Source organism: Sphingobium sp. Cam5-1 (genome assembly GCF_015693305.1).
Classification (GTDB): Bacteria; Pseudomonadota; Alphaproteobacteria; order Sphingomonadales; family Sphingomonadaceae; genus Sphingobium.
Genome location: NZ_CP065138.1, coordinates 2,027,592 through 2,049,537 on the forward strand (window position 1 = coordinate 2,027,592; position 21,946 = coordinate 2,049,537).

20 protein-coding genes and 2 pseudogenes are annotated in these 21,946 nt (G+C 61.0%); 5 read left to right on the plus strand and 17 right to left on the minus strand.

Annotated elements, in window-relative coordinates:
* Positions 1–47: 47 nt before the first annotated feature.
* From IZV00_RS10105 to IZV00_RS21345, 5 genes are all read right to left on the minus strand, one after another.
* Positions 48–2,171 (minus strand): Atxe2 family lasso peptide isopeptidase, encoded by a 2,124-nt coding sequence (locus tag IZV00_RS10105; protein WP_196224531.1) that lies wholly within the window; start codon positions 2,169–2,171, stop codon positions 48–50.
* On the minus strand, positions 2,165–4,735 hold the full coding sequence (locus IZV00_RS10110; protein ID WP_196224532.1) for a TonB-dependent receptor: 2,571 nt from the start codon (positions 4,733–4,735) through the stop codon (positions 2,165–2,167). Before IZV00_RS10110 ends, IZV00_RS10105 begins: the two co-directional genes overlap by 7 nt.
* 101 nt (positions 4,736–4,836) lie before the next feature.
* The gene (locus tag IZV00_RS10115) at positions 4,837–5,826 is read right to left on the minus strand and encodes a FecR family protein (RefSeq protein WP_196224533.1); all 990 of its coding nucleotides are present in this window, start codon (positions 5,824–5,826) and stop codon (positions 4,837–4,839) included.
* A complete protein-coding gene (locus tag IZV00_RS10120) occupies positions 5,819–6,394 on the minus strand; it encodes an RNA polymerase sigma factor (RefSeq protein ID WP_196224534.1) in 576 nt (191 codons plus the stop codon). Before IZV00_RS10120 ends, IZV00_RS10115 begins: the two co-directional genes overlap by 8 nt.
* Before the next feature lie 398 nt (positions 6,395–6,792).
* Positions 6,793–6,927: a hypothetical protein gene (locus IZV00_RS21345; protein ID WP_268934760.1), complete on the minus strand. Its 135-nt coding sequence runs from the start codon at positions 6,925–6,927 to the stop codon at positions 6,793–6,795.
* A 527-nt stretch (positions 6,928–7,454) separates the two neighbouring features.
* Here IZV00_RS21345 and IZV00_RS10125 point away from each other — a divergent pair.
* From IZV00_RS10125 to IZV00_RS10140, 4 genes and pseudogenes are all read left to right on the plus strand, one after another.
* Positions 7,455–7,889 (plus strand): hypothetical protein, encoded by a 435-nt coding sequence (locus IZV00_RS10125; RefSeq protein WP_196224535.1) that lies wholly within the window; start codon positions 7,455–7,457, stop codon positions 7,887–7,889.
* A pseudogene (locus IZV00_RS21530) lies at positions 7,889–8,077 on the plus strand (NAD(P)-binding protein); the annotation flags it as partial. The gene IZV00_RS10125 and the pseudogene IZV00_RS21530, both read left to right, overlap by 1 nt.
* Before the next feature lie 145 nt (positions 8,078–8,222).
* On the plus strand, positions 8,223–8,522 hold the full coding sequence (locus IZV00_RS10135; RefSeq protein ID WP_196226684.1) for a hypothetical protein: 300 nt from the start codon (positions 8,223–8,225) through the stop codon (positions 8,520–8,522).
* A 114-nt stretch (positions 8,523–8,636) separates the two neighbouring features.
* Positions 8,637–9,464, plus strand: a complete 828-nt coding sequence (locus tag IZV00_RS10140; protein ID WP_196224536.1) for an SDR family NAD(P)-dependent oxidoreductase — start codon at positions 8,637–8,639, stop codon at positions 9,462–9,464.
* 106 nt (positions 9,465–9,570) lie between these two features.
* Here IZV00_RS10140 and IZV00_RS10145 read toward each other — a convergent pair whose 3' ends face one another.
* The 7 genes and pseudogenes from IZV00_RS10145 to IZV00_RS21205 form a co-directional block, all read right to left on the minus strand.
* Complete coding sequence (locus tag IZV00_RS10145) at positions 9,571–9,834, minus strand: FAD-binding protein (RefSeq protein WP_329604499.1); 264 nt, start codon at positions 9,832–9,834, stop codon at positions 9,571–9,573.
* Positions 9,816–9,953, minus strand: coding sequence for a GMC family oxidoreductase N-terminal domain-containing protein (locus IZV00_RS21200; RefSeq protein ID WP_230463176.1), 138 nt, complete (start codon positions 9,951–9,953; stop codon positions 9,816–9,818). The genes IZV00_RS10145 and IZV00_RS21200 overlap by 19 nt, the downstream gene beginning before the upstream one ends.
* A gap of 91 nt (positions 9,954–10,044) precedes the next feature.
* Complete coding sequence (locus IZV00_RS10155) at positions 10,045–10,818, minus strand: SDR family NAD(P)-dependent oxidoreductase (RefSeq protein ID WP_196224538.1); 774 nt, start codon at positions 10,816–10,818, stop codon at positions 10,045–10,047.
* A 127-nt stretch (positions 10,819–10,945) separates the two neighbouring features.
* On the minus strand, positions 10,946–11,542 hold the full coding sequence (locus IZV00_RS10160) for a nuclear transport factor 2 family protein (RefSeq protein ID WP_196224539.1): 597 nt from the start codon (positions 11,540–11,542) through the stop codon (positions 10,946–10,948).
* Positions 11,543–11,641: 99 nt separating this feature from the next.
* Positions 11,642–12,850, minus strand: a complete 1,209-nt coding sequence (locus IZV00_RS10165) for a dipeptidase (RefSeq protein WP_196224540.1) — start codon at positions 12,848–12,850, stop codon at positions 11,642–11,644.
* 85 nt (positions 12,851–12,935) lie between these two features.
* On the minus strand, positions 12,936–13,964 hold the full coding sequence (locus tag IZV00_RS10170) for a YeiH family protein (RefSeq protein ID WP_196224541.1): 1,029 nt from the start codon (positions 13,962–13,964) through the stop codon (positions 12,936–12,938).
* A gap of 128 nt (positions 13,965–14,092) precedes the next feature.
* Positions 14,093–14,227: pseudogene (locus IZV00_RS21205) on the minus strand (DUF6356 family protein); the annotation flags it as partial.
* A gap of 122 nt (positions 14,228–14,349) precedes the next feature.
* On the opposite strand from IZV00_RS21205, the gene IZV00_RS10175 reads away from it, so the two are divergent.
* A complete protein-coding gene (locus tag IZV00_RS10175; RefSeq protein WP_196226606.1) occupies positions 14,350–14,811 on the plus strand; it encodes an Lrp/AsnC family transcriptional regulator in 462 nt (153 codons plus the stop codon).
* A gap of 58 nt (positions 14,812–14,869) precedes the next feature.
* Here the strand turns inward: IZV00_RS10175 and IZV00_RS10180 are convergent, their stop codons facing one another.
* The 5 genes from IZV00_RS10180 to IZV00_RS10200 all read right to left on the minus strand — a co-directional run bounded on the left by IZV00_RS10180 (position 14,870) and on the right by IZV00_RS10200 (position 21,525).
* A complete protein-coding gene (locus IZV00_RS10180; protein ID WP_196224542.1) occupies positions 14,870–16,987 on the minus strand; it encodes a glycosyltransferase in 2,118 nt (705 codons plus the stop codon).
* Between the two features lie 6 nt (positions 16,988–16,993).
* A complete protein-coding gene (locus IZV00_RS10185; protein ID WP_196224543.1) occupies positions 16,994–18,142 on the minus strand; it encodes an HlyD family secretion protein in 1,149 nt (382 codons plus the stop codon).
* 163 nt (positions 18,143–18,305) lie between these two features.
* Entirely contained in the window at positions 18,306–20,090 is a 1,785-nt protein-coding gene (locus IZV00_RS10190) for a pilus assembly protein TadG-related protein (RefSeq protein WP_196224544.1), read from the minus strand.
* 95 nt (positions 20,091–20,185) lie between these two features.
* Positions 20,186–20,881 (minus strand): TadE/TadG family type IV pilus assembly protein, encoded by a 696-nt coding sequence (locus tag IZV00_RS10195; protein WP_196224545.1) that lies wholly within the window; start codon positions 20,879–20,881, stop codon positions 20,186–20,188.
* Positions 20,854–21,525, minus strand: coding sequence for a TadE/TadG family type IV pilus assembly protein (locus tag IZV00_RS10200; protein ID WP_196224546.1), 672 nt, complete (start codon positions 21,523–21,525; stop codon positions 20,854–20,856). Before IZV00_RS10200 ends, IZV00_RS10195 begins: the two co-directional genes overlap by 28 nt.
* Positions 21,526–21,946 lie beyond the last annotated feature (421 nt).

Consider the following 21,946-nt stretch of genomic DNA (forward strand, 5'->3'; position numbering starts at 1 on the left):
ACGGTCGCCGTCGTATCCGAATGCGCATCAGGATTTGACCTGTGACTCTAGCGAATTGGCACCGGCACAGGCGGTTGAGGAGAGCCAGACCGCATGGATCGCCAGCTACGATACTGCGGAATCTTGCCGGGATCCGAATCCTCTCGCCCTTGCAACCAGAAGGAAAACCAGTCCAGATTGCGCTCATAGACGGCGAGCCGGTGAATCGGCTGCCATTTTACATGATATTCGTCGGGATAGACATACATCTCCACCGGCTTGTTCTGCTCGTGAAGGGCACCGAAGGCTTCAAGCGCCAGCCGGAATTCGTTGTCGGCAAGTTGCATGAGCAGTGGCGCATCAATCCGAGCCGCGTTGCGGGCCAGCGACATATCCCGCCAGAAGTCCGGGTTGTCGTGGGTCGCTGGCGGATAGCCCATTCCGCGTAGCCATTCCGCCCAGGCGATCCCGCCATAGGTCGCCGTTGTATTGGGCTCCATGCAGCAGGTACTAAGCGCAGCCGCGGCGAAAGCTTTCGAGTTGATCAAAGCAAAGGCCACGGTCGAAGCGCCGTCACTCAGGCCGGTGATCCCGACGCGTGCGGGATCGACATCGCCGTGATCTACCGCCATGTGCACGCCGGTCAGGAGCGAGGATAGAAGGCTGCGGCGTTCGCCCCAATCCTTCTGGTTGGCAGCATTGATCTGGTACCAGGTCCTGAGCTGGGGAAAGGCCGCCGCGAAGAAGGTGGGCCGCTCGGTGCTGAGGACAGCGAAGCCGCGCTGGGCCAGCAGGAAGATCGGATATTCGTCCCCGGTGCCGCCGCGCAGGAAGCCGTCGCTGTGATACTGCACGACGACCATCGGCAGTTTCGTTCCTGCCTTGTGACCGGGCGGCAGGATCAGATCGCCCCATGCCTCAAGACCAAGGTTGTTGTGCCACTTGAGGCGCGTGACGGAGCCCAGGCGAATGCCGGAAAATTCCGGATTTGGGTCAAATATGGTACGCATACGGCCCGTGGTCGTGTCGATGGCTACGATCTTGCGCGGCGTCGCGCTGTCCTCGCGCGTGCAGATCAGTTCCGCTCCGGCCATCACGCAGCCGTGCAGCACATCTGTCGTGCGCAATATGGGCTTGGGAGGCGAAGCGCCCGGTCGCCAGCGATAAAGCGCGATTGTTTCCTTGGCCCAACCTTCCCGGCGAAGAAAGAGCACCGAGGAACCTTGCCGCCAGAGCGAGAGAATGCCGCCTGCACAGGCATCGGCATCGCAACGACGACTGCCTTTGCTGTTTGCTACGACCAGTCTGGCGGGTGCCAGCGGTGAACTCTCCTGACGCTCGAGATAGGCCTTGCTTCCATCTGATCCGATCGCTTTCGGATCGATCGGCATATCAGCGGGCGCCGCATGCGACACCGCAGCCTGCTCAGCGGCTGTCGCCGGCGTGAAGGACCCGGTACGCAGATCGATGGCCCTCACGTCCAGCGCATCAGTTGCCGGGGTCATCGGCCGCGCGGAGATCTCCGGTGAAATTCGTCGATCATACAGCCACCCCGACTGACCTTCGCGATCGATCGCAGCTTGCACGGCTGCCGCGCCTTTTCGTGTGCCGTAGAGCAGCCGTAGCCCATCACTGCTCCAGGCCACCGCTTCCACGTCAACGGCAGATCGCGTGACGGTGCGCGCACCGCTGCCATCGGCCTGTGCGACCCATGCCTGGGTCGCGCCGTTGTCGCGCCGCAGATAGGCTATCATGCGGCCGTCTGGAGACCAGGACGGCACAATGGTACGCGTGGCACCGCTCGGCAGGTAGAAGCCGCGCTGCACGTCCATGATCTTGATGAGTTCGCCGCCCCGATCGACGATGCTCGGTGGACCGCCCCCCGTGAGCCTGCTGACGACCAGCGCTCGGCAATAGGTGTTCGTCGCAAGATCGGCGCGGTTGATGATATAGGCGATGCGGTCGCCATCCGGCGAGACCGCGAAGGGGCTCGGGCCATTGAAAACTGCGGAGTCGGGGTCGCCAATCTCGCGGAGCTGGATAAGGTCTGCTGCTGTGAGGTCGCGCTTCCCTGTCCTGACGGGGGCTTCATCCGAAGGTAGAACGTCGTCGCAGTTTGCCTGCGCCGTTATGGGAAACAGCAGGCACAAGGCCGCAAAACCAAGGCGGTAACAGAAGTTCACGCTTACCATTGCCGGGTGATCCCGAAGGCGATCATCCGGCCGATCGGTGAATAGTTGGTCGAGTCATAAGGCGTGTCGTAGGGTATCGAGGTCGCGATCGGATCAGGCTTGTCGTTAAACAGGTTCTGGACCGACAGGCTGAACTCGAGTCCGCCGAGCGGGGCATCTGGATCGGCCCGATAGCGCGCAGTGAGATCGAGCGTGGTCATGCTTCCGATGCTCACAGCCGATGTCGAGCGTGTGTCGCTGACTCCCCCGGTATAGTTGGCGTTGGCCGCCAGCGTCAGGTTCCCACCGGTCCAGGCGACTGCCGCCTGTCCTCGCCAATGGGGCGGATTGAAGATCGCGCCGGCAAGGTCATAGGTTGGCTGATCTGCGCTGAGTTGCTGGTCGCTTTCGAGATAGGCGAGGTCCAGCGAGAGGCGCAGTTGCTGGTTCTGTGCTATCGCGGCACTGTAACTCGCCAGGACATCGACGCCCCGTGCGCGCTGGCGTCCCGCATTGAGATTGGCATTGTCGACGATGGCGACGACGTTCGCCGGATCATAGGGCACCCCGGTGATGTTGAGGAACGTGCCCGCACTGGCGATGGCTGCGGTCTGCGCGGTCTCGCTCGGGTTGAAGATGATCTGGTCCTGATAGATGGGATTGCTCAGCGCCTGGGACAGCAGAGTGATCGGCGCGACGATCCGGTCGCGATAGCGCACGGTAAAATAGCTGATTTCGAGGCTTGCTCCGGGCAAAGCACGTGGATGCAGGGCAAGCGTGGTCGACCACGTCGTCGCCTTTTCCGGCTTGAGGTCGGGATTGCCGCCAAGGATGAGAATAGCCCCGGCCGTCGCTGACGTCCCCGTCGCGCCCAGGGCTGCGGAAGGAAACAGGTAGACCGCGCGGGGCTGGTACTGCTGATAGAGCGTTGGCGCGCGGAAGGATTTTCCCCAGCTTCCCTTCAGGCTGATGTCGGGCGTCATGGCCCATGACAGGCCGAGCTTGGGCGTGGCCACATCGCCGATGCCGGGGTAGCGCTCATAGCGCAGAGCGGCACTGGCATCGACTTTCGTCGCAAGCGGCAGATTCTGGCCCGGGCCGATCAAGGGGAGGCTGAGTTCCCCAAAGGCGAACAGATTGTCCTGGGACGCGATTGTGTTGACTGCGCTTCCGGTCCCGACGAACCGCCGGAAGCCGATGTCACGATAGCCGCCGCCAATGGCGATCTTGGCGATTCCGCCCGGCAGACGGAAGAGATCGCCATTGGCATCGATCTCGACCGACTTGGCGGTGTTGCGATAGAAGCTGGGACCGGAATCGCTGCACACCGTCAGAGCGCATTCGACTTGATGATAGTCGACCCGTTCCCTGCCGTAGGTTCCACCAAGCGCAATCTGCCAGTCGCCGGACAGATCGAGCGTAAGGGTCGGCGCGACGCCGAAGGACTTGTCGACGGACGAGAAGGTCGCCTTGCCTTCATCGAGATCGCCACCTGCCACCGTCGGAAATGTCAGGTCGCTCCAGCGGATATTGTAGAGCCCGTCGACCGAGAAGGTGAGGCCGCCGCCCAGGTCCTGGTGTCCGCTGGCTACGACGCTGTGATGACGCAGTGCCGGGAACAGATCAAGGCCCGGGGAGCGTGTCGCGGCATAAGACCGCTGGCTCGCGCGGATAGCGGTGTTGCTGCCATATTCATAGGCGGCGAACAGACCGCCTGATGCCCATTTGCGCCCGGCCAGTGCGCCATATTGCTGCTGGAAATCACCGCCGTCTGTGGTTCTGGCGAGGCGAACGCTGGTTTCCAGGCCATCATAGTCACGGCGCAGGATGATGTTGGCTACCCCCGCGACCGCATCGGAGCCGTAGATCGCCGAGGCGCCGTCCGGAACGACCTCGATGCGGTCGACCGCCGCGACGGGAATGCCCGAAACATCGACGCTCTGCCGGACAGCTGTGTAGGCGAGACGCCGGCCGTTGAGCAGCGTCAAGGTCGCATCGCTCCCAAGGCCGCGCAGATTGATGGACGAGCCCCCGCCAACATCGACACCGCTGGCATCGGGGACGTTCATGCCGATGCCGGGGTTCTGCCCGCCTCCGAAGCTTTGCGGGATACGGCGGACGACATCGCCCAGGCCTGCTTGGCCGGAATCGCGTATCTCTTCCTGGCCGATCCGGACAACCGGCGAAGCAATCGCGGCCCCGCGCAGTCGGCTTCCCGTGACGACGATATCCTGCGGGTTGCTTGCAGGGCGGTTGTCGCTGCCGACGCGGCCCTGCCGCACGACGAAGCCACCATCGATGCGAGTATAGGTCAGCCCGGATTGATCGAGCAGGATGCGCAGCGCTTCTTCGATCGTATAGGTTCCGTGAAGCGCCGGGGCCTGCTTGTTCGCGACAACCGTGCTGTCGGCGAGCACGGTGATGCCGGATTGAAGTGCCAGCGCCTTGAGCGATTCGCTCAAGCCCTGCGCTGGCACTTCAACGGAATGGCGCTTTACGTCTTGTCCTCGTGCGACCGAAGGGCCCGCCACCAGCGCCACGGCGGCGATGCTGTTGAACAGATAACTCGCGTGAAATCGAACCATTGCTATGTGTCTCCCCCCTGGCCACGACGTGGCTGGTTGGCGGGGAGACGCCGGGGACTGAAAACCCCCGACAGGTTTTTTCAGCGAAGGGCTAAGGTGTCCTACGAACCGGGACGCAGAAGGATCACACCCGGATCCGATCGGTCGATGCTGAGTCCAAACGTTGCCGCCACGGCCTGAGCGAAGGCGTCTGGATCGCGCACCTGGAATGCCCCGGTGACAGAAAAGCGAGCCAGATCAGGCTCGGCAAGGCGTATCTGGATGCGGTTGTAACGATTGATGGCGGCGACGGCCTCGCCAAGCGGGCTGCCGTCGAGCGCCAGCATGCCGGAAACCCATTGGGTTTCGCCCACCGGCGTCGGATGGGGGATCTCAGCATTGTCCAGGGCTACCGTCTGCCCTGCGGCAAGCGTTCGGCCCGGACGGGAGGCGGCGCTGCCCGTGCTGGTGAGATCGACCCGTCCCTCGAGCACCGCAATTACGGGACTTCCGCTTACGACGCTGACGTCGAACAGTGTGCTGCGCGCAGCGACAGTTCCGCCGGGAACCTCAACGGTGAAGGGGCGCTTGCTGTCCTGTGCAACGCGAAAGCGCGCGCGGCCCCGCTCCAGCGAGACGCGGCGTTCGCCCGCGGAAAGGGAGACATGGACGCGCGTGGCGGTGTCGAGTGTGAGCTGCGATCCGTCCGCTAGCGATACAGTCCTGATTTCGCCGAGCGCGGTTTCATAAGTTGCGGCTTGTGCCGGTGCGACGAGCGTAAAGGGTGCCCCGTATCGCACCAGGCCGACCGTTCCGATGCCGAGAAGCACGACGACGCCAAGGCTGGCGGCCGCGACATGGGTGCTGTGCCGCATCAGGAAAGGCGCGCGAACCAATTTTCGGGTCCGGCCGACTTCGCTACCGGTAAGCCCCCCACTGTCCGCCCAGTGCAGCTCTATCTGCTCATAGGCGATCCGGTGGCGGCGATCGGCGGCAATCCAGGCGGCAAAGGCCTGCTCGACCTCCGGGCCGGGATGCTGCTGGCGGCGCACCAGCCAATCGCCGGCGGTATCATGGATACGACGTGGAATCGGGCCGGGCGCTTCAGTCATGGTGGCGAAGGTGCCGCCCGAGTTGCTTGATTGCCCGGCTCATCTGCTTTTCCACGCCTCGCACGCTCAGCCCCGTCTGTTCCGCGATTTCCGCGTAACTATAGCCATCGAGGCGGCAAGCGAGAAATATTTGCCGGGTCAGCGGCTTGAGACGCAGGACGGCCTGTTCGATGCGGGCGAGGCGGTCGCGCGCCTCCAGGGAGGCGACAGGATCTCCGTCGCCTATTTCGACATCGTCGATCGACACATGCTGGGCCTGATGTGTGCGGACGGCGGCGCGCGCCTCGTCGAGCAGGAGATTATGGGCCGCCTGGCGCAGATAGGCGCCGGGGGCATTGAGGGATACGGCATCAGTCTCCGCGCGTGCGACCAGGCGGGCAAAGACCTGCTGGACGATATCCTCGGCGCGATCATCGGCAGTTCGGCGATGGAGGAAGCGCATGAGGCCCGGCCGTTCTGTCCGGTAAAGATCGTCCACACAGATCGGGGCTGCCACCCGGTCATCGGCAGGTGGCAGCGGATCGCCCTCGTCCAGCGGCACGCGGGCCGTGCCTAGCGCGGGCCGCATGTCTTGTGACGTAGTGCGCCGATCATGGCCTGGGATCGCATCGATCTCATCTCCTCGCAGCGGGCGAGGCGGTGCCGGCAGGAAGCCGGGTGTTGAGAACATGCACGAGAACATGCGCCAACGCCTTTGGCCGCGAACGGCTTGGACATGCGCGTCGGCCACCCGGCCGAATGATGGCGGATCCATTTTATCTCGCACGAGGTTCTCACGCCTCGGCGCCATGCGTCGACGGCGCCCGGATAGATTACTGCTGGTACGCCGAGACGCAAGCCCTGCAAAAAAGAGCTTAAGTTCAAGATCATTGGGAGGCGTCGGAGGTATTCACCGACAAGGTCATTCTTGGAGGCAGAACCCAAAAAAGCGCTATTCCCCGATAGCGATGTTGAGGGCCGATCAGATCAGGCGACCGCCTCAAATCTTTTGCGCGGGATGATCGAAAACAGCCCCAGCCCGGGACCACAGGGCTTCTTCTTGCACCGCTCCCAGTCGAAGACGAGATTCTTCGATACGTTGAGGTAGCGGACCACGATCATTCGAACTGAGCATTCGGCGGGAAATCGGCGTTGTAGCGGTTAGCGGATTTGCAATGGTTGAAGGATGTGTGGGGTTCAGTGTGGGGCTGGCGGACGTGAAAATATTTTATATCAATAATTCAGTTCGTTAGTAGGCCTCCAAAATCCCTCCCGCTCCGCCACCCAGTCTCAAAACATTGAGAATGTCAGGGAATTTTCCGCCACGCGGCGCTATTCCGCGCGCTTTTGTCTGACAGCACCCGTTCGACAGCGAGCGCATGGGTGAAGCCTCGCATCGCGAAGGCTCCCTTGGGGCCTGGCTGAACCACGCGGGCAGGCTACCGGCTGTAAGATCTACAGCATGTGCCGACCCTAGTCCGTTTGAGGGATGACGAATTTCGCGCCACGCTCAATCAAATGCTCTCGGGCACCGTAGTTGCGCCAGCTGCCCCCTGAATATGCGTCGCCGCCGACAAGGCTCCCGTTCATAGGTCCGGCGGCATCAATATCCGTCGCGTCCAGAAAACATTAAGGGAAGAGGTGTCCAGATGCTCGCTGCGGAATTAACGCCCGGCACCGAACCGCAGAACATGATGGCCGAGGCCATCGCCATCCTCGATCCGGTCGTCGCCCTGCTGAGCCTGGTGCCGATCACTGGCGATCGCACGCTCCTCGCTGAATATGGCCCGGCGATCGAAGGTGCCCGCGAGATGCTCGTCCCGGCACCCCCGGGACAGGAGCCGGCCGCGGCCGACGAAGCCGCAGCGGCCAAAGTCCGCGAGCTCCTGCTGGCGGCCATGCGGCGCGGCCAGCGCCCGTTGATCCAGACACCCGATCGGGCACTGTTCCACGAGATGGCCCGCCTCGCCACCGGGACGGACATGCCGGAACCGTCGATCCCCGTCGGGCTCCAGCATGCCGGTTTCGTGACCGACACCCGGGTACACCAGCGGAGCGGATGCCCCCGGCCAATCTCAAGGTGATGGTCGTCGGCGCGGGCATGATCGGCATCAACGCAGCGATCAAACTCCAGCAGGCTGGCTACTCCTACCAGCTGATCGAGGCCGAATCCGACGTCGGCGGCACCTGGCTGACCAACACCTATCCCGGCGCCGCGGTTGATACGGAGAGCCGGATCTATTCCTATTCGTTTGAGCCGAACTCGGCCTGGTCGCGCTATTTCCCGACGGGTCCGGAACTCCTAACCTACCTGAACAAGATGGTCCACAAATATGGCGTTCGCGACAAGATCGCGTTCCAAACGTGCGTGTCCAGCGTGGAGCGGAGCGAACTATGGCGATCCAGAAGAGGTCTGGATGACGAATGCCGCCGGATCGCGGCGTGTCGAGATGCCGGACGACCTGGTCAGTCCGCCGCCGACCCCCTTTCCCGTCGCGGAACTGATCCGGACGGCGATGGACCGCTGGCACACCAGCGGCTTCGACATTCCGCCCTATGCGCGCCTGTTCGGCGAGATGAAGGCGAGAATAGAAGGCCGCGAGCCGACCCTTCCAGAGCGGGCAGCGACCTTCGACGACGCGGTTCGCGGTCAGGCCGTCCCCGACGCCATCCGCCTGTCATCCAGGAGATCGCAATGGCAGGCCATTTCTACATAAGTTCGCCCAACGTCATCGCGGACGCCAAGGGGCGCAGGTTCGGAGTCACAACGGCCCGGTGAGCTATAGCAGGGGCCAAAATGATAAGCTGGCGGCGCAGGATGAATATTCACGATGCAGCATCCCGCCGCAAATTATGAAGAGGAACGCAAGGTGGATTTGAAACGATACGGGCCATGGGCAGTCATCATCGGCGGATCAGAGGGCGTCGGGGCAAGCTTCGCAAGGAAGCTGGCGGCCGACGGATTCGGTCTGTTACTTGTTGCGCGCAAGATCGAACCACTGACGCAGCTTGCTGAGGCGCTGCGGGCCGACGGGGCAGACATCCGTATCCTGCAGATGGATGTCACGCGTGCGGATTTTCTGGACCGCGTGGCAGAAGCGAGCGCCGACATCGACGTGGGCCTGCTGATCTATAATGCGGGCTCGGTCGCACCGGCATCCTTCCTCGATACGCCGTTGGACTCCGCCCTGAATGCCGTCAATCTGAATGTCGTCGGGCCGTTGAAACTCGCGCATCATTTCGGTCGCACGATGTCCGCTCGCGGTGGAGGCGGGATCATTATCCTGGGATCGGTGGCGGGCGCTGCCGGTGGGGCGGGCGTGGCCGTCTATTCGGGCACGAAGGCATTCAGTCAGCGTCTCGCCGAAGGCTTATGGGCCGAATTGCGCCCCGCCAACATCGATGTGCTCTCGCTTGTAATCGGCACGACGCGCACGCCGTTCATTGAACGCGCGGGCCTCAAGCTGGATGGAATGGGAACGCCACCCGCTGAGCCGGACGACATTGCGCAGTTCGGCCTCGACAATATCCAGAACGGCCCCGTGATCACGCCGCCCGAACTGGCGGAGGGCTTCCATGCGCTTCAGGGGATGCCGCGCGCACAAGCGGCTGAAGCCGTGACGCAAGGAACTAAAAGCCTTACAAACGAAAATCGGTGAGGATGATTGGCTCCGTCGCGTCCGCCCGGCTGATCCCGTTCGCTTGACGGGAGCGTCCCGCCACGTGCGGAGCGGGACGCTGCCGGGACCGACCCTTGCGTGGCTGTCAGGCGTTGACGCTCGTCATGTCACATGCCGCAAGATAGCCGAAGGTCAGCGCCGGGCTGAGGGTCACACCCGCGCCCGGGTAGCTTTCCCGCATGGCGGATCCCGCATTGTTACCCACTGCATAAAGCCCGGGGATCACACGGCCCGCCTCGTCCATCACCCGAGCACGGGCATCCGTCGCCAAGCCGCCATTGGTGCCGATATCGCCGGGATAGATGGGCATGGCATAATAGGGCGCGATGGTCAGCGGGCGCAGGCACAGATTTCAACGCCTGTCGCTCGCGTACCCTGGAACAGCAGGCGGGTGGCGAAGGCGCCGGTCACAATCTCCAGGCTGGGCCGCGATCTGGCTTCCCGCAGGTACGTCGCCGCCGTGCTCATGCGGCGGGTGCCTGCGATGGTGAGGTCGGTTGGACCTACACCAAGACGGGCGACGCGTGGAGGTCGGCTGGGAAAGATCGAGCGGGGAGGCTTATCCTCCGTTTATGCCGACTCCCCCATCGACGGGAATCGATGCGCCATGGACGAACGAGGAGGCGTCCGACAGCAGCCACTTGGCCAGTTCGCCGACCTCACTCGGTTCGCCAAACCGACCGACAAGATGGCGCTCGCGCGACCGTTCGAACACGACCTGAATCTGGGGATCGTCCAGCAAACGCTGGACCATCGGCGTGCGGATGATGCCCGGCAGGATGGCGTTGACGCGGATGTTCTGGTTGCCATATTCGGCCGCCGCAGCTCGCGTCAGGCCCAAAACTCCGGTTTTAGCCGATATATACTCCGCGCAATTTGGGATCGCGGCATTAGCGATGCTTGAAGACGTATTGACGATCGAGCCGCCGCCATTTTGGAGCATCGCGGGAATTTGGTGTTTGAGGCACAGGAATACGCCAGTCAGGTCGACTCTGAGCGACTTTTCCCATTCGGCCAGGCTGATGTCGGTCAAAGCCTTGCCTGCCTGTTCCACTGCGGCGTTATTGAATGCTCCATCGAGCCGACCGTGGCGCGCTATCGTCTGCGCTACCATGTTCCGCACCGAATCTTCCGCGCCGACATCGACGATCACTATGTCGGCGTCGAAGCCGTCTGCCCTGATCGCCTCTTGTGTTTCGAGGAGACCCTGTTCCCCGATATCGGCAAGCATGAGCCGAGCGCCCGCGGCTGCGAACAGGCGGGAACTGTCCCGGCCGATCCCGCCACCCGCGCCGGTGACGATAATAGCCTTGCCCTCAAGCGACCCCTCCATGCGTTTCTCCGATACTTATTATGCTAACCACCCTTCTACTGCGTGTTTCACCGGGTCGCAAATCAGCGGAAGGGGTCGAGCTTAAGGATGCGCTTGCCCGTCATTTGCTCGTCCGTCGCTCACCGGTCTAAAAATTCCATTCGCGATGGCTCGTGGCCACGTTCAGAAAGGAAGTCCCGCTGTCCTTGCCGTCCATAGCCACGTAGAACCGCCACCCATCCTTCGTCTTGACGCACAGATAGACGCTGGTGAATGACCTCTGAGTGCTGTTGGGGGTGTCCTGGAAATTGTACCGAACCTGGCCGATCGCCGCGATGTCATTGATCGGATGCACGGTAATTTCGGAGCTGACCGTTTTGAGCGGGCTGGTCCGATGGGCGAAATGCTGGGCAACCCCGTTGGCCACGGCCTCAGGCGACGACATGCCCGGCAGCAGCACGTTGTTCGCAGCAAAGCCTCCGTTCGGAAAAGCCCAGAGGGCCGCGTAGGCGCGACTGTCGCCCTTGCCGGAATACGCCTCAACATAGCGTTCCAGTAGTTCGGTCACGCCCAGGATTGTCTGCTGTTCGGTTTTTGTGAACGGCGAGAATTCAGGCAAGGACCTTGCCGAGCGCATAACAAGATCTGCTTGTTGTGCGGAAGCCGACATCGACAGAGTTGCCATGAGCGCTACGGCGAAAATTGCCGCTCTATTGCCACTAAACTTGCCAGTGATGATTTTCATTTACCCTCTCCTCTTTAAAGCAAGTTTAGTTAGCCCCAAATCGGCGTTGCGTAAGTTGGCGCTAGTGCGCATGGGCACTCGCTGTCACACTCGCCTTTTTCAGCGCGCGCGAAGCGCCTGCACCTTCGCCATGACGCGAAGCACATTGCCGCCCCACAGCTTGTCTATGTCTTGGCTGCTATAGCCGCGCTTCAAAAGAGCGGCGGTGACGTTCGGCGCCTCACCTTCGTTTCGCCATCCGTTGATCCCGGTCACGCCATGGTTGAAATCACTGCTGATGCAGACGTGATCGACACCGATCCTTTTGACGGCCGCGTCGATATTGTCGATATATTGTTCGACACTGGCGCGGGGCATCAGCCTGTTTAACTCGGCGTAGACTTCCTTGCGATGTTCAACTGTCATTCCTTCGTAGCCATTCGAAAAAGTCTGCGCCAGCGAAGTGATGCGGGCGATGTCCGTGCCCGGCGGCAAGGATTTGGCGAGGTAGGCGCTGAAAGCGACGACGCAGACTGCACCGCCAGATTTCGCCACCGCATCAAGCTCCTGGTCGGTGAGGTTGCGGCTGGTGTCGACGACCGATCGGATGCCGGAATGGCTGGCGATGACCGGGGCCTTGCTGAGAGCGACGGTCTGCATCAGGCTCTGTGTCGAAAGTTGCGATACGTCCAGCACGATGCCCAGCCTGTTGGCGTCGGCCACCCATTGCTTGCCCAAGGAGCTCAGTCCGCCATTTTCGCCTGTCTTTTGACGCGCGAAGGGCCGGGAGGAGTCGGCCAGTTCATTATTGCCCATATGGACAAAGCCGATCATTCGAACGCCCTGATCATAGAGATACTGGACCGCATTCTTGTCTTGCGAATAGGGTGCGCCGTTCAACAGGCTGATGAGAATGGCGGTGCGGCCCGAAGCGGCAATCTTGCGAACATCGGCCGGTGTTTTCGCCAGTGCTGCCTTGTCCGGGTGACGGGCCGCGATGTCCTTGATCGCAGCCAGCTTCGCTTCCGCAACGCGGCGTTCCTTCTCACGCCCGCCGACGTCATTTTCCTCTTGAGGAGCATGAACCGACAGGAAAACGGCATCCACTCCGCCCTGCCGGAGCTTGTCGATGTCTACCTCCGACCCGGCGTCGATCGTGGTGGTTTGATCAGGATATTCGAGAGGATTGTACACGTCCGCATGGGCATCGATCACCAGCGCATGGCGGTGAACGGCAACGACCTTATCTGGCGCCGCCTGGACCATGGAAGCAGACAGTGCCAGGATTCCGGATGACAGGACAGGGATCGAAAAAAGGCGCGGCTTCAAGGTTGTAACTCCTTATCAGAATTAGCTTCTGCCATCAACCGCCCGCCCTTGTCCATGGCATGGTCTACGCACCGCGCCCGAATGGCTAGCCAACCACATACAGCGCCACCGAAAGCGCGAGCACGAAGGCGGTGAAAGTGGAACAGAAAATAACAATCAGGGGGCGTCTCCCCGTCTGGATCAACAGCGGCAGGGGCGAACGAACGGCCGTCGCCACCACTGCGGCGGCAAGCAGCGCGGTGGCGGCCTTGTTCGCAGCGACTCCCGCCATCTCCGGAATGACGCCGAGCGAATTGATGCCAGCAAGGGCAAAGAAACCGATCACGAACCATGGCAGCCCAAGGCCTTTCGCGCGGCTTTTCCCATCTTTGAGAAACAGCGCGATGACCGCCAGCACGGGCGCCAGAAACGCAACCCGGGTCAGCTTGACGATGGCGGCGATCTGACCGGCTGGCTCCGAATAGGCATAGCCTGCGCCAAGCGCCTGGGCGACGTCGTGGATGGACGCTCCCAGCATAAACCCGGCCTGGCTATTCGACAGCGACAGCATGTGCGCGGCCACGGGATAGAGGATCATCGCCGCAGCGCTCATGGCGGATATGCCGACGAGCACCAGCGTCAACTGCGCTTCGCTCACCCGCTTTTTGCCCAGGGTCGCGGCGAGCGCCATGGCGGCGCTGGCGCCGCAAATGGCGACGGCGCCCCCGGCCAGTGTTCCAAAGGCCACGCCGCACCCCAGTTTGCGGGCGACCAGAATGCCCACCCCCATCGTGGCGACGAGCACGCCCAGAACGGACGCCAGGGCGATCGGTCCCAGCCCCGCCACCTGACCGACCGTCAACCGTGCCCCGATCAAGACAATTCCCCAGCGCAGCAGCGAATGGGAAGCAAAGCCCAGTCCCGGATGCAGGCGTGGATCCGCCGAGAGAAAATTGAGCGACAGCCCCAGCAACAGGGCCATCAATGTCAGGGGAGCGCCATAATGGTCCGACAGAAAACCTGCCGCCAATGTCCCCAGCGCGACGATCAAAAGGCCCGGAACATGATCGCGCCAGCCAAAACCGATCGTTGCCGGCACATCACCGTACCGATCAGGCGCAACGATGGAACTCATCGACGGTGGTCCGCCGCATCTGATCCTGCCAGCGGAGCAGCGCCCACCCTGTGCCGGTGCCGGTTGACCACCATCCGTTCATGAAGGCGCTCGATGGCCGCGCTTCCGAAATTGACGAAAAGTCCCGGCACAAGCGCGTGGATTATGCAGGCCAGGCCTGCAAGCACCATCGTGGTTCCGAACGATCCCGCCGCAAGAAGATGCTCTCCATAAGTTTCATCGACAGAGTGTGGATGATCCCGGAACATCCGCTGAATAAACATGTGAAGACCCCCTTGGCTGCGGGTGCCAGAATAGCAGGCGCCAGGGGAATTTATTTCCTTTGTTTTCGCAAAAACTCCTTTTACATAGAATCCTATTCTATTTTTTTAGAGAATTGGCGAATATGGTTCTGGACGCATTTGATCGCCGCATATTGGATATCCTTCAGCGGGATGTCACTATTCCCATTGCCGAGATCGCGGAGAAGGTGGGCCTGTCCAGCACGCCCTGTTGGAAAAGAATTAAGCGCATGGAGCAGGGAGGCATTATCGACCGCCGCGTCGCCATTCTCGATCGCGACCTGCTGGGTTTGGGAGTGACGGTATTCGTCGAGGTGCGAACATCCGACCATAGCGATCAATGGCGCCAGGCTTTTTCCGAAGGTGTTTCCGTCATTCCGGAAGTGGTGGAGCTATATCGGATGAGCGGCGAAGTGGATTATCTCTTGAAGATCGTTGTGCGCGACATTGCGGACTATGATCGCATATATCGCAAACTTACCAAGGCTGCGCCGCTTCATGATGTCAGCTCGTCTTTTGCCATGCAGGAGATCAAGTCGACGACCGCTCTGCCGCTTCATGATTAGGGTCGGGCCTCACTGATCAGAGCCAGCAGATGAATGCCATCTGCTTCGAAATGCTCTATCAGGCTGCCCGAGTTACCCTATCGTTGCCGAACGTCTCGCGCTCAGGCGCCCTTTTGGGTCCTTGGGGCGCGGCTGGTACGACACGCGTGGTTGCGCTTAATTTCTCAGGCGCCGGATCCCTGTCGGCGATACGGGAAAGGACTTCAGTGGTCCGAAGATCCGCCAGCCAGAGGCGTTTGGCGACCGCCAGAGCGGCGGCGGCCGCAGAGGGGCGAACGGTATTGATCCGGATTTCGTTCGTGAACAGCGCGACGATCAGCCGGTCACGGATTTCCTCTGAATGAAAGTCGAATTCAATGCCGAGGCGCCTGCCCGAACGGCGTACAAATCCGCGCAACAGGCCGACGTCCGGCAACACGACATCCAAGCGCTCGCCGACGCTCAGCTCCGCCGGTTCAGCGAGCTCCAGCCCAAGACCGGAGATGGAGATGTCGCCCTTGTCTGACCGGATCATCTCTCCCTGCGCGCTCAGAATCGTCACGGCCTGTCGCAGCGCAAAGCGCTCCTCACCCCGGACACGCGGCTTTTCCAGGCACATCATGGCAACCAGCAGCAGGATGAACATGTTCACGATCGTCCAGAAGGTCACCATCGGCAGCAAGCCGACCTGCGACACGACCCGATATTCCGGCGTAACATTGATCATCAGGCCAGTGAAACTGAGCGCCAGGAGGCCGAGCGCTACGAACAATATCGTTCTCTCCCATGGATTCCCGCCCGCGTCGGACCCTTTGGGCGTGACCTTGAAGACAAGGCCTTTCGGACGGAACAATGTTTGCAGGGCAACGGGCAGAATGCGGAAGGTCTGGAACAGCGACAAAATTTGCGCGGCAAGCGGGTAATAGCGCCCCGGCGCCAGAAGCGTGATGCCGCTCAGCATGGCGACGATCAGTGGCAGGACATAGTGAATGACCGCTTCCAGATCGATGCCGACCATCGGAGCCAGATTGAACAGCATGAAGCAAATGGGCGTCAGCACGGCAAACATGGATTGGAGGCCCTGCGTGATCCATGCGCTGGGCAGGAACAGCAGGCGATAGCGCAGCTTCAATCCTGGCCCCAAAGGACCTTCCTTCAGGTACAGGATCTGGATCGCGCCCTGCGCCCAGCGTTGACGCTGAACAAAGAAAGCGGTCGTGCTTTCCGGAGCAAGACCAAAGGCCAGAGGCTCATTCAGATAGCGGGTAACATAACCCTGTCGCAAACTGGCCAGCGTCAACAACATGTCTTCGGTGATCGATCCTTCCGGCAACCCTCCGCCGATCGATTCAAACAAGGTCCTGCGCGTCACGGAGTTCGATCCGCAGCAAAAGGCGGCGTCCCAACCGTCTCGTCCCGGCATGATCGCTTCGAAGAAAAATCGCTGATCGTCCGGCATGGCCTGTTGCAGGCCCAAATTGGTCTGCATGGGGTCGTGATTGTAGAAGCTGTGCGGAACCTGGACGATGCCGATCCGCTCAGACTCGAAAAAGCCCATGGTCCGCAGCAGGAAGTCTCGGCGTGGCACGAAGTCGGCGTCGAACACCGCCACGAACGGCGCGTCGGTGACCGTCAGCCCGTGATTGATATTGCCAGCCTTCGCGCCTTTGTTGTCCGGCCGGTTGATGTAGCCAGCCCCCTTTGCCAGGCACAGATCGCGCACCCAGGGTCGTCGGCCATCGTCGAGCACCCATATGCGCGCGTCCGGCCAGTCGAGGGCGAGGCAGCCGAGGATGGATTTTTCCAGCACTTCGCGCGGTTCATTATAGGTGGCGATGAAAACATCCACCGCGGGTAAATTCAGCGGGTCTTCTTCCCATGCAGCGCGCAGCCGTGCCTCCCCCGCATCAGCTTCCGCCGACCGGTCGCGCGGCCGGGAGAGGATCGCCAGCAAGATCGCGCCATCGAACAGCGCGGCACTTTCCACCAGTAGGCAGATCAGCGGCCACCATAGCTTGCCCGCACCCTCGCCCCACGGAATCGTCTGGGAGACCCGCCACTGCAGATAATAGACAATGGTGCACCCGATCGTCGCGACCAGCCCCGCACGCCACGGCCATATCTTGCCGAAAAGCAGCAGGAATCCCACCAGCAACGCCAGCGGCGCGAAGGGCGCGGTGGTGGCGATGCTGGACATGGGCCGTCAGAGCCTGCGGCTGAACCGGACCTCGGCCAAACGTCCCACATCGCATTTGCGCCCGGCATCGATCCGCCGGGGCTCGGGCGCTGGCAGGGCGACATCGACCAGTATTTCTCGATCCTCTGGCAACGAATAGGTGGATGCGGCCAGCAATTCCTCCCGGCGCCGTCCCGCCGCGCCAGTGATGTTCACGACCTGCCCTTTAAGCCACTGATCGGAGCCGATCATGCGAACGTCTGCGGGCGTGCCGGGACCGATGACTTCAGCCTTCCGTTCTGGAAGGGTGACTTGGACGAAGCGTCGGCGGCAATCGATCAGGTCGAGCACCGGTTCGCCCGCGCGAATGGCGGCGCCGGGGCTGGCGACCGCCGCCCATACCAAAGTCCCCGCCGGGGCACGATAGCCCGCCCGGGCCAGCGCGTCCTTCAATCTCAGACTGGCCTGACGGTAACGGGCAGTCGCGTCGCTCAACGTCTTTTCGACCGCCTGCTTCTGCAAGAGCAGACGATCGCCCTGCTGCACCGCATAGGGCGCGTCATTATAGCTGTCGCCGATAAACACACCGGATTGCGCGGCACTACGCGTAACCTGAATGGCCCGCAGCCTGGCGGCGGCGCTGCTGCAATTGCTGCTCTTGAGCGATGCGGCGGCTTCCGCCTTCTGCACCCCGGCGGGCGATATGAAGCCCCGCGCCGCCAGAATGCGCGTGCGGGCAAGATTGGCGGCTTGCTCTGCGCGTTCGGCCTGGCATCCCGCGAGATCTGCCTGCGCGGAGTCGCGATCAGCGGTAAGGCGCGTTGCCATCGCGCCGGAAAAAAGCGTCGCGCGCTGCTCCAACCGCTGACCTTGGCCGTTCAGTTCGGCCAATTGCCGTTCGCTGAGCGCCATTTCCGTCTGCGCCATCTCGGCTTGAGCCTTTAGCTCGGCGACCTCGCCCGTATCCTGCGACAGGTCCAACAGATGTATGCCGGTGGCTTTGTCGAAATAGTGGCCGTTCGCCGGGAGATCGGCGACTGTCCCATCGGCGGCGGCCGTCAGCCTGATCAGCGGAGCATTGATCGCCGCCTGGGTGGAAACATCGTTCAACACATAGGGCGCGAAGCCCATGGCGCCACCCCCGATCAGGGCGGTCGCCAATATGATACGCGTCATCCGCGCACGCAAAAGATTTTGAATATCAATCATTTTCGCCGCTGACCCGCTGCCTTTTTAACAATCTTCCGAAGCGTAACATCGGATAGTTAGCAGCGCGTTAATGACGTCTCGCCAGTGCCCTTCTTGTGCCGGTTCTACTCGGCAACATCAATTGTGATCGCTACTGAACCAGTCGAGCCGTCTGGAGTGCTGTGGAGAATAGTTGCAGCAGGGCCGTGGTGATACTGTCATCGGCTGTCACGGTCTGCACCAACGGAGAACCATTGACGCCGGATGACGCGCAACTTTGCAGCGCGGTGAGAACCTGATCGGAACTCCCGGCCTTTCCTGCCGGATAGGGCGAAGGAGGAGGCGGCAAAAACGGCGCAATATTGTTTTGCGACCAACTGTCGCCGGAAAGAGATTCCGGCAGATATTGCGTATAGAGGATCGCGATCTTGATGCCCTTGGCCTTGATAGCCGTGCATTCAGTCAGGTCGCTGCTCCGCATTGGTCCGAAATATCGGCCCCCGCCATTTGGTTGATCCAACATACCGTCCGTGATGAGGAACAATATCTTTTGTGGCGTCGCTCCCGGGGCACCCGTCCCCGCATTGGGGATGAGATTTTTCATCGTGGTGAGCATGTTCGTCACTTCGGTCGCTTTATCGTCTATATTGCTCCCGCTCGTCGGCATCGAGTTTTTCCACCAATAATCATCCGCCGGAAACAGGGATGCTGCCGAAAAGCCACTGCCGTATGACGCGACGTTAGTCAGACTGTTCAGCGTCCTGACAGGTGAACTATTGCCGGATCGCGTCCAGTCGAACGAGAACATCTGTGCCCGATAGGTAACCTGATATTGGGAAGCCTGGCTTGCAGCGAATGGGATCAACTGCGATGCGGCTGAGACCATGTCGTCCTTGCGCAGGATAATGCTGGAAGGGCTACCATAGATTCTGCCGTAATTATGGGTGAGCCAATAACCGTCAGCCCAGTATCCGGTGTCATAGTCGGAATACACTGGCATGCCCGTAGTCGTGCTCGTGGTGGTGGTCGAGGCACCCCCGTTGGTCGGCGTGGAGACCACAGTCGTCGTCGTGGTCGGCGTCACTTTCTTTTTGACGGTAGACGCGCCGCTGGAACTGGAAGCGACAGTATAAGTAGTGACGTTATAAGTGCTGACAGTGGTATCGATGTTCTTCTTGTTGGCTCCACTCCCGGATGTTGTTCGCGTGGGGCCTGTGATCGTCGGCGTTGAAGTTGAGGTCATGAGATTACCGGCGCTGTCATATACCAGGTCAGCTGACGAATCCCATCTGTAGAAGACATTCTGGGTCGTGGAGCCGGACGTATAATATCCTGCCGATAGCAATATGTGTCGGGCTTGCTGATCCTTGACGTAAATATTGTCGGTTTTCGGAAGCATCGCGTGGCACGCAAAGGCGCAGCCGTTCGCGTTTTCGCTCGTCTTGGTGGCCGCGATTATCTTGCTCACTCCATCCGAGGTCGCAGGCAGGAGCATGGATGGCGAATTGTCCATCGCAAGGTAAAAATCGACATTGGGCGGCTGCGCGGCGCTTGCCGAGGATGTTCCGCTGACCGTCAGAGTGCCAGCCCCCAAAATGCCACCGAATACATTGACCGACTTGGCCGTGTAGCTGACGGTAGCCTTGCGAAGATAGCCCAGTGCGCCGCTGCCGCCGGACGTCCCGTCCGTAATCGTGGGTGTCACCTGCAGGTCCTGGTAACCGCTCAGGAGGCTGGCCTGAGCACTGAACATCGTGCGCGCGGCAGCAGTCGCGTCACTGTTCGACTGAAGGATCATCGAGGGTCCGACAGCCGCGAGCGCCGCTGCGTCGGCCGCGGCGTTCAGGTGCGTCTGGAGGCTCATGGCGCGAGAATAATCGATGCCAAAGCCGGTGACGAAGGTCAGCGGGACAAGCGAAAATGCCATGATCATCATGGCCCCGCCTTGTTGATCGGCCTTTAGACGAGCAGCGAGGCCGGCCATCGCTGCCGAAGAACGGAGACAAGAGGATTTTGTCATCGGTCAAGCACCTAGTAAAGACGAGGAGTCATGTAGATGGTGTGGGTGAGCGCCGTGGTCCGGATAGGTATATAACTGACCGATGGCGTGAAATTGTAAGTGATCTTGCCCATGTACAGCCAGCCTCCGGCAGTACCGACCTGGGTCTTGTTGGCGACGCCGGGAACAAGATTCTGACAGACATTCGATCCGTCCGGTGAGGTCGGCACCATAGTAGAATTGATCATATCGGCCGGGATCGAGATGACGGCATTAGCCGACTGCGCCTCGACAGTTGGAAGCGTACCGGCAGTATGTTCTGAAGTTGTGGGCGTGACGACGCTGCCATCGACATTCTGCGTCTGTGCCTGGGTCCATACGACATAGGCATGGGTGGCGTCGCAGATCCGAAGCAGCGAGACCTGCTCGGTCGCGTTGTTGAGCTTGTAAGGCGACAGGACCACCGCACTGGCGCTGAGATAGGATTTTGCATTGGCGCTCTGCGGCGCGTTGTAGACGACCGTGGGAGACATGGTTCGGCTGGTGAGATCGACCAGCGAACGGGTCGCGATGGTGACCTTGCGGTTGCAGGCAATCATGTCCGACAGGCACACCCCGCCCGTGTACATAAGCACGAACACCGGCAAACAGAGCGCGAATTCCACGATGACTGCGCCGCGCGCATCCTGCGTGAAGCGCTTCAGCATGAGCTTTGCGATGCGTTGCATGAATAATCTTCCGTCGTGAACACCGACGTTGCCACAAGCTTCCGATTGGCATTGGGCTGATTTATCAGGTTCAAGCCTAGCGGCCCTTTTCCTGTCGGCCACAGATACACCAACTGGAGAACGACGATGCGGTTTTTGCCGCTACCGCCCGACTGGTAGATATAGCCCGTCCCTGTCGAGGTCAGCACGCCATTGCTGTCATACGTGAATGTCGGCGCGGAAGTGCTGCCCACATTATAGCTGGTTGCGGTGGCAACGTTGACCGTTAGCCGCGAGCAGGTGAGCATCGCCGGCAGGAGCGAGGGAACGCTGACGGCTTGCCCGCTCGAATTGGTGCCGGAATACCCATTGCAGATGGCGTCTTTGAAGTCATCGGACGTCATGCCCATGTGCCCATTGGCCATCTGGGTCGTTTGGGCTGAGCCAGTCAACAGCAGGCGCCCTGCGCTTTGAGCCGCGGTCTCCAGCATCTGTTGCGCCAAATATATCATCATCGTGTATAGGATCGCGAACAGCAGCGCGAGCAAAGCCGGTGCGACGATGGCGAATTCCAGGGCAGCCGTACCCTTCCTGTCTTTCGACAGGTTCGTACCGAAGCGGCGAACCGCTTTCAGTGGGTAAAAGATACTGCGTAAAATCGCCACGCGGCGGCATCCTTAAAGCTATATCAAAGGCTATATCGCCGATCAGCGTTCAGATTTAGTAAACGGCCTCGACGGGCACGCTGGGCGGTTATCAACGCGAGTTTCCGATATTGCTCAAGCGACCTGATGCTTGATCAGCAAGCCATAGAGTTGGCACACCATCTAACGCCTCGCGCAGAAGTGCGCCTGCCGGTCCCCGATCCGTTCTATTCTCAGCCATCTTTTGTAACGCTTCGCCTCACGGGCATTGTGTGGGCGGGCAGCAGCCCTGCATGGCCTGCCTTCACGGAGGGGCGATTCTTTCGCGCGCGCGATTTCAGCCGGTCGACCCTGGGGAGCGGCCAGCGGGTCCGTGGTGATGAAGCTGAAGGACATGGGACGATATTCAGAGGCACCGCGTCGGCCGATAGCCTGCGCGGCA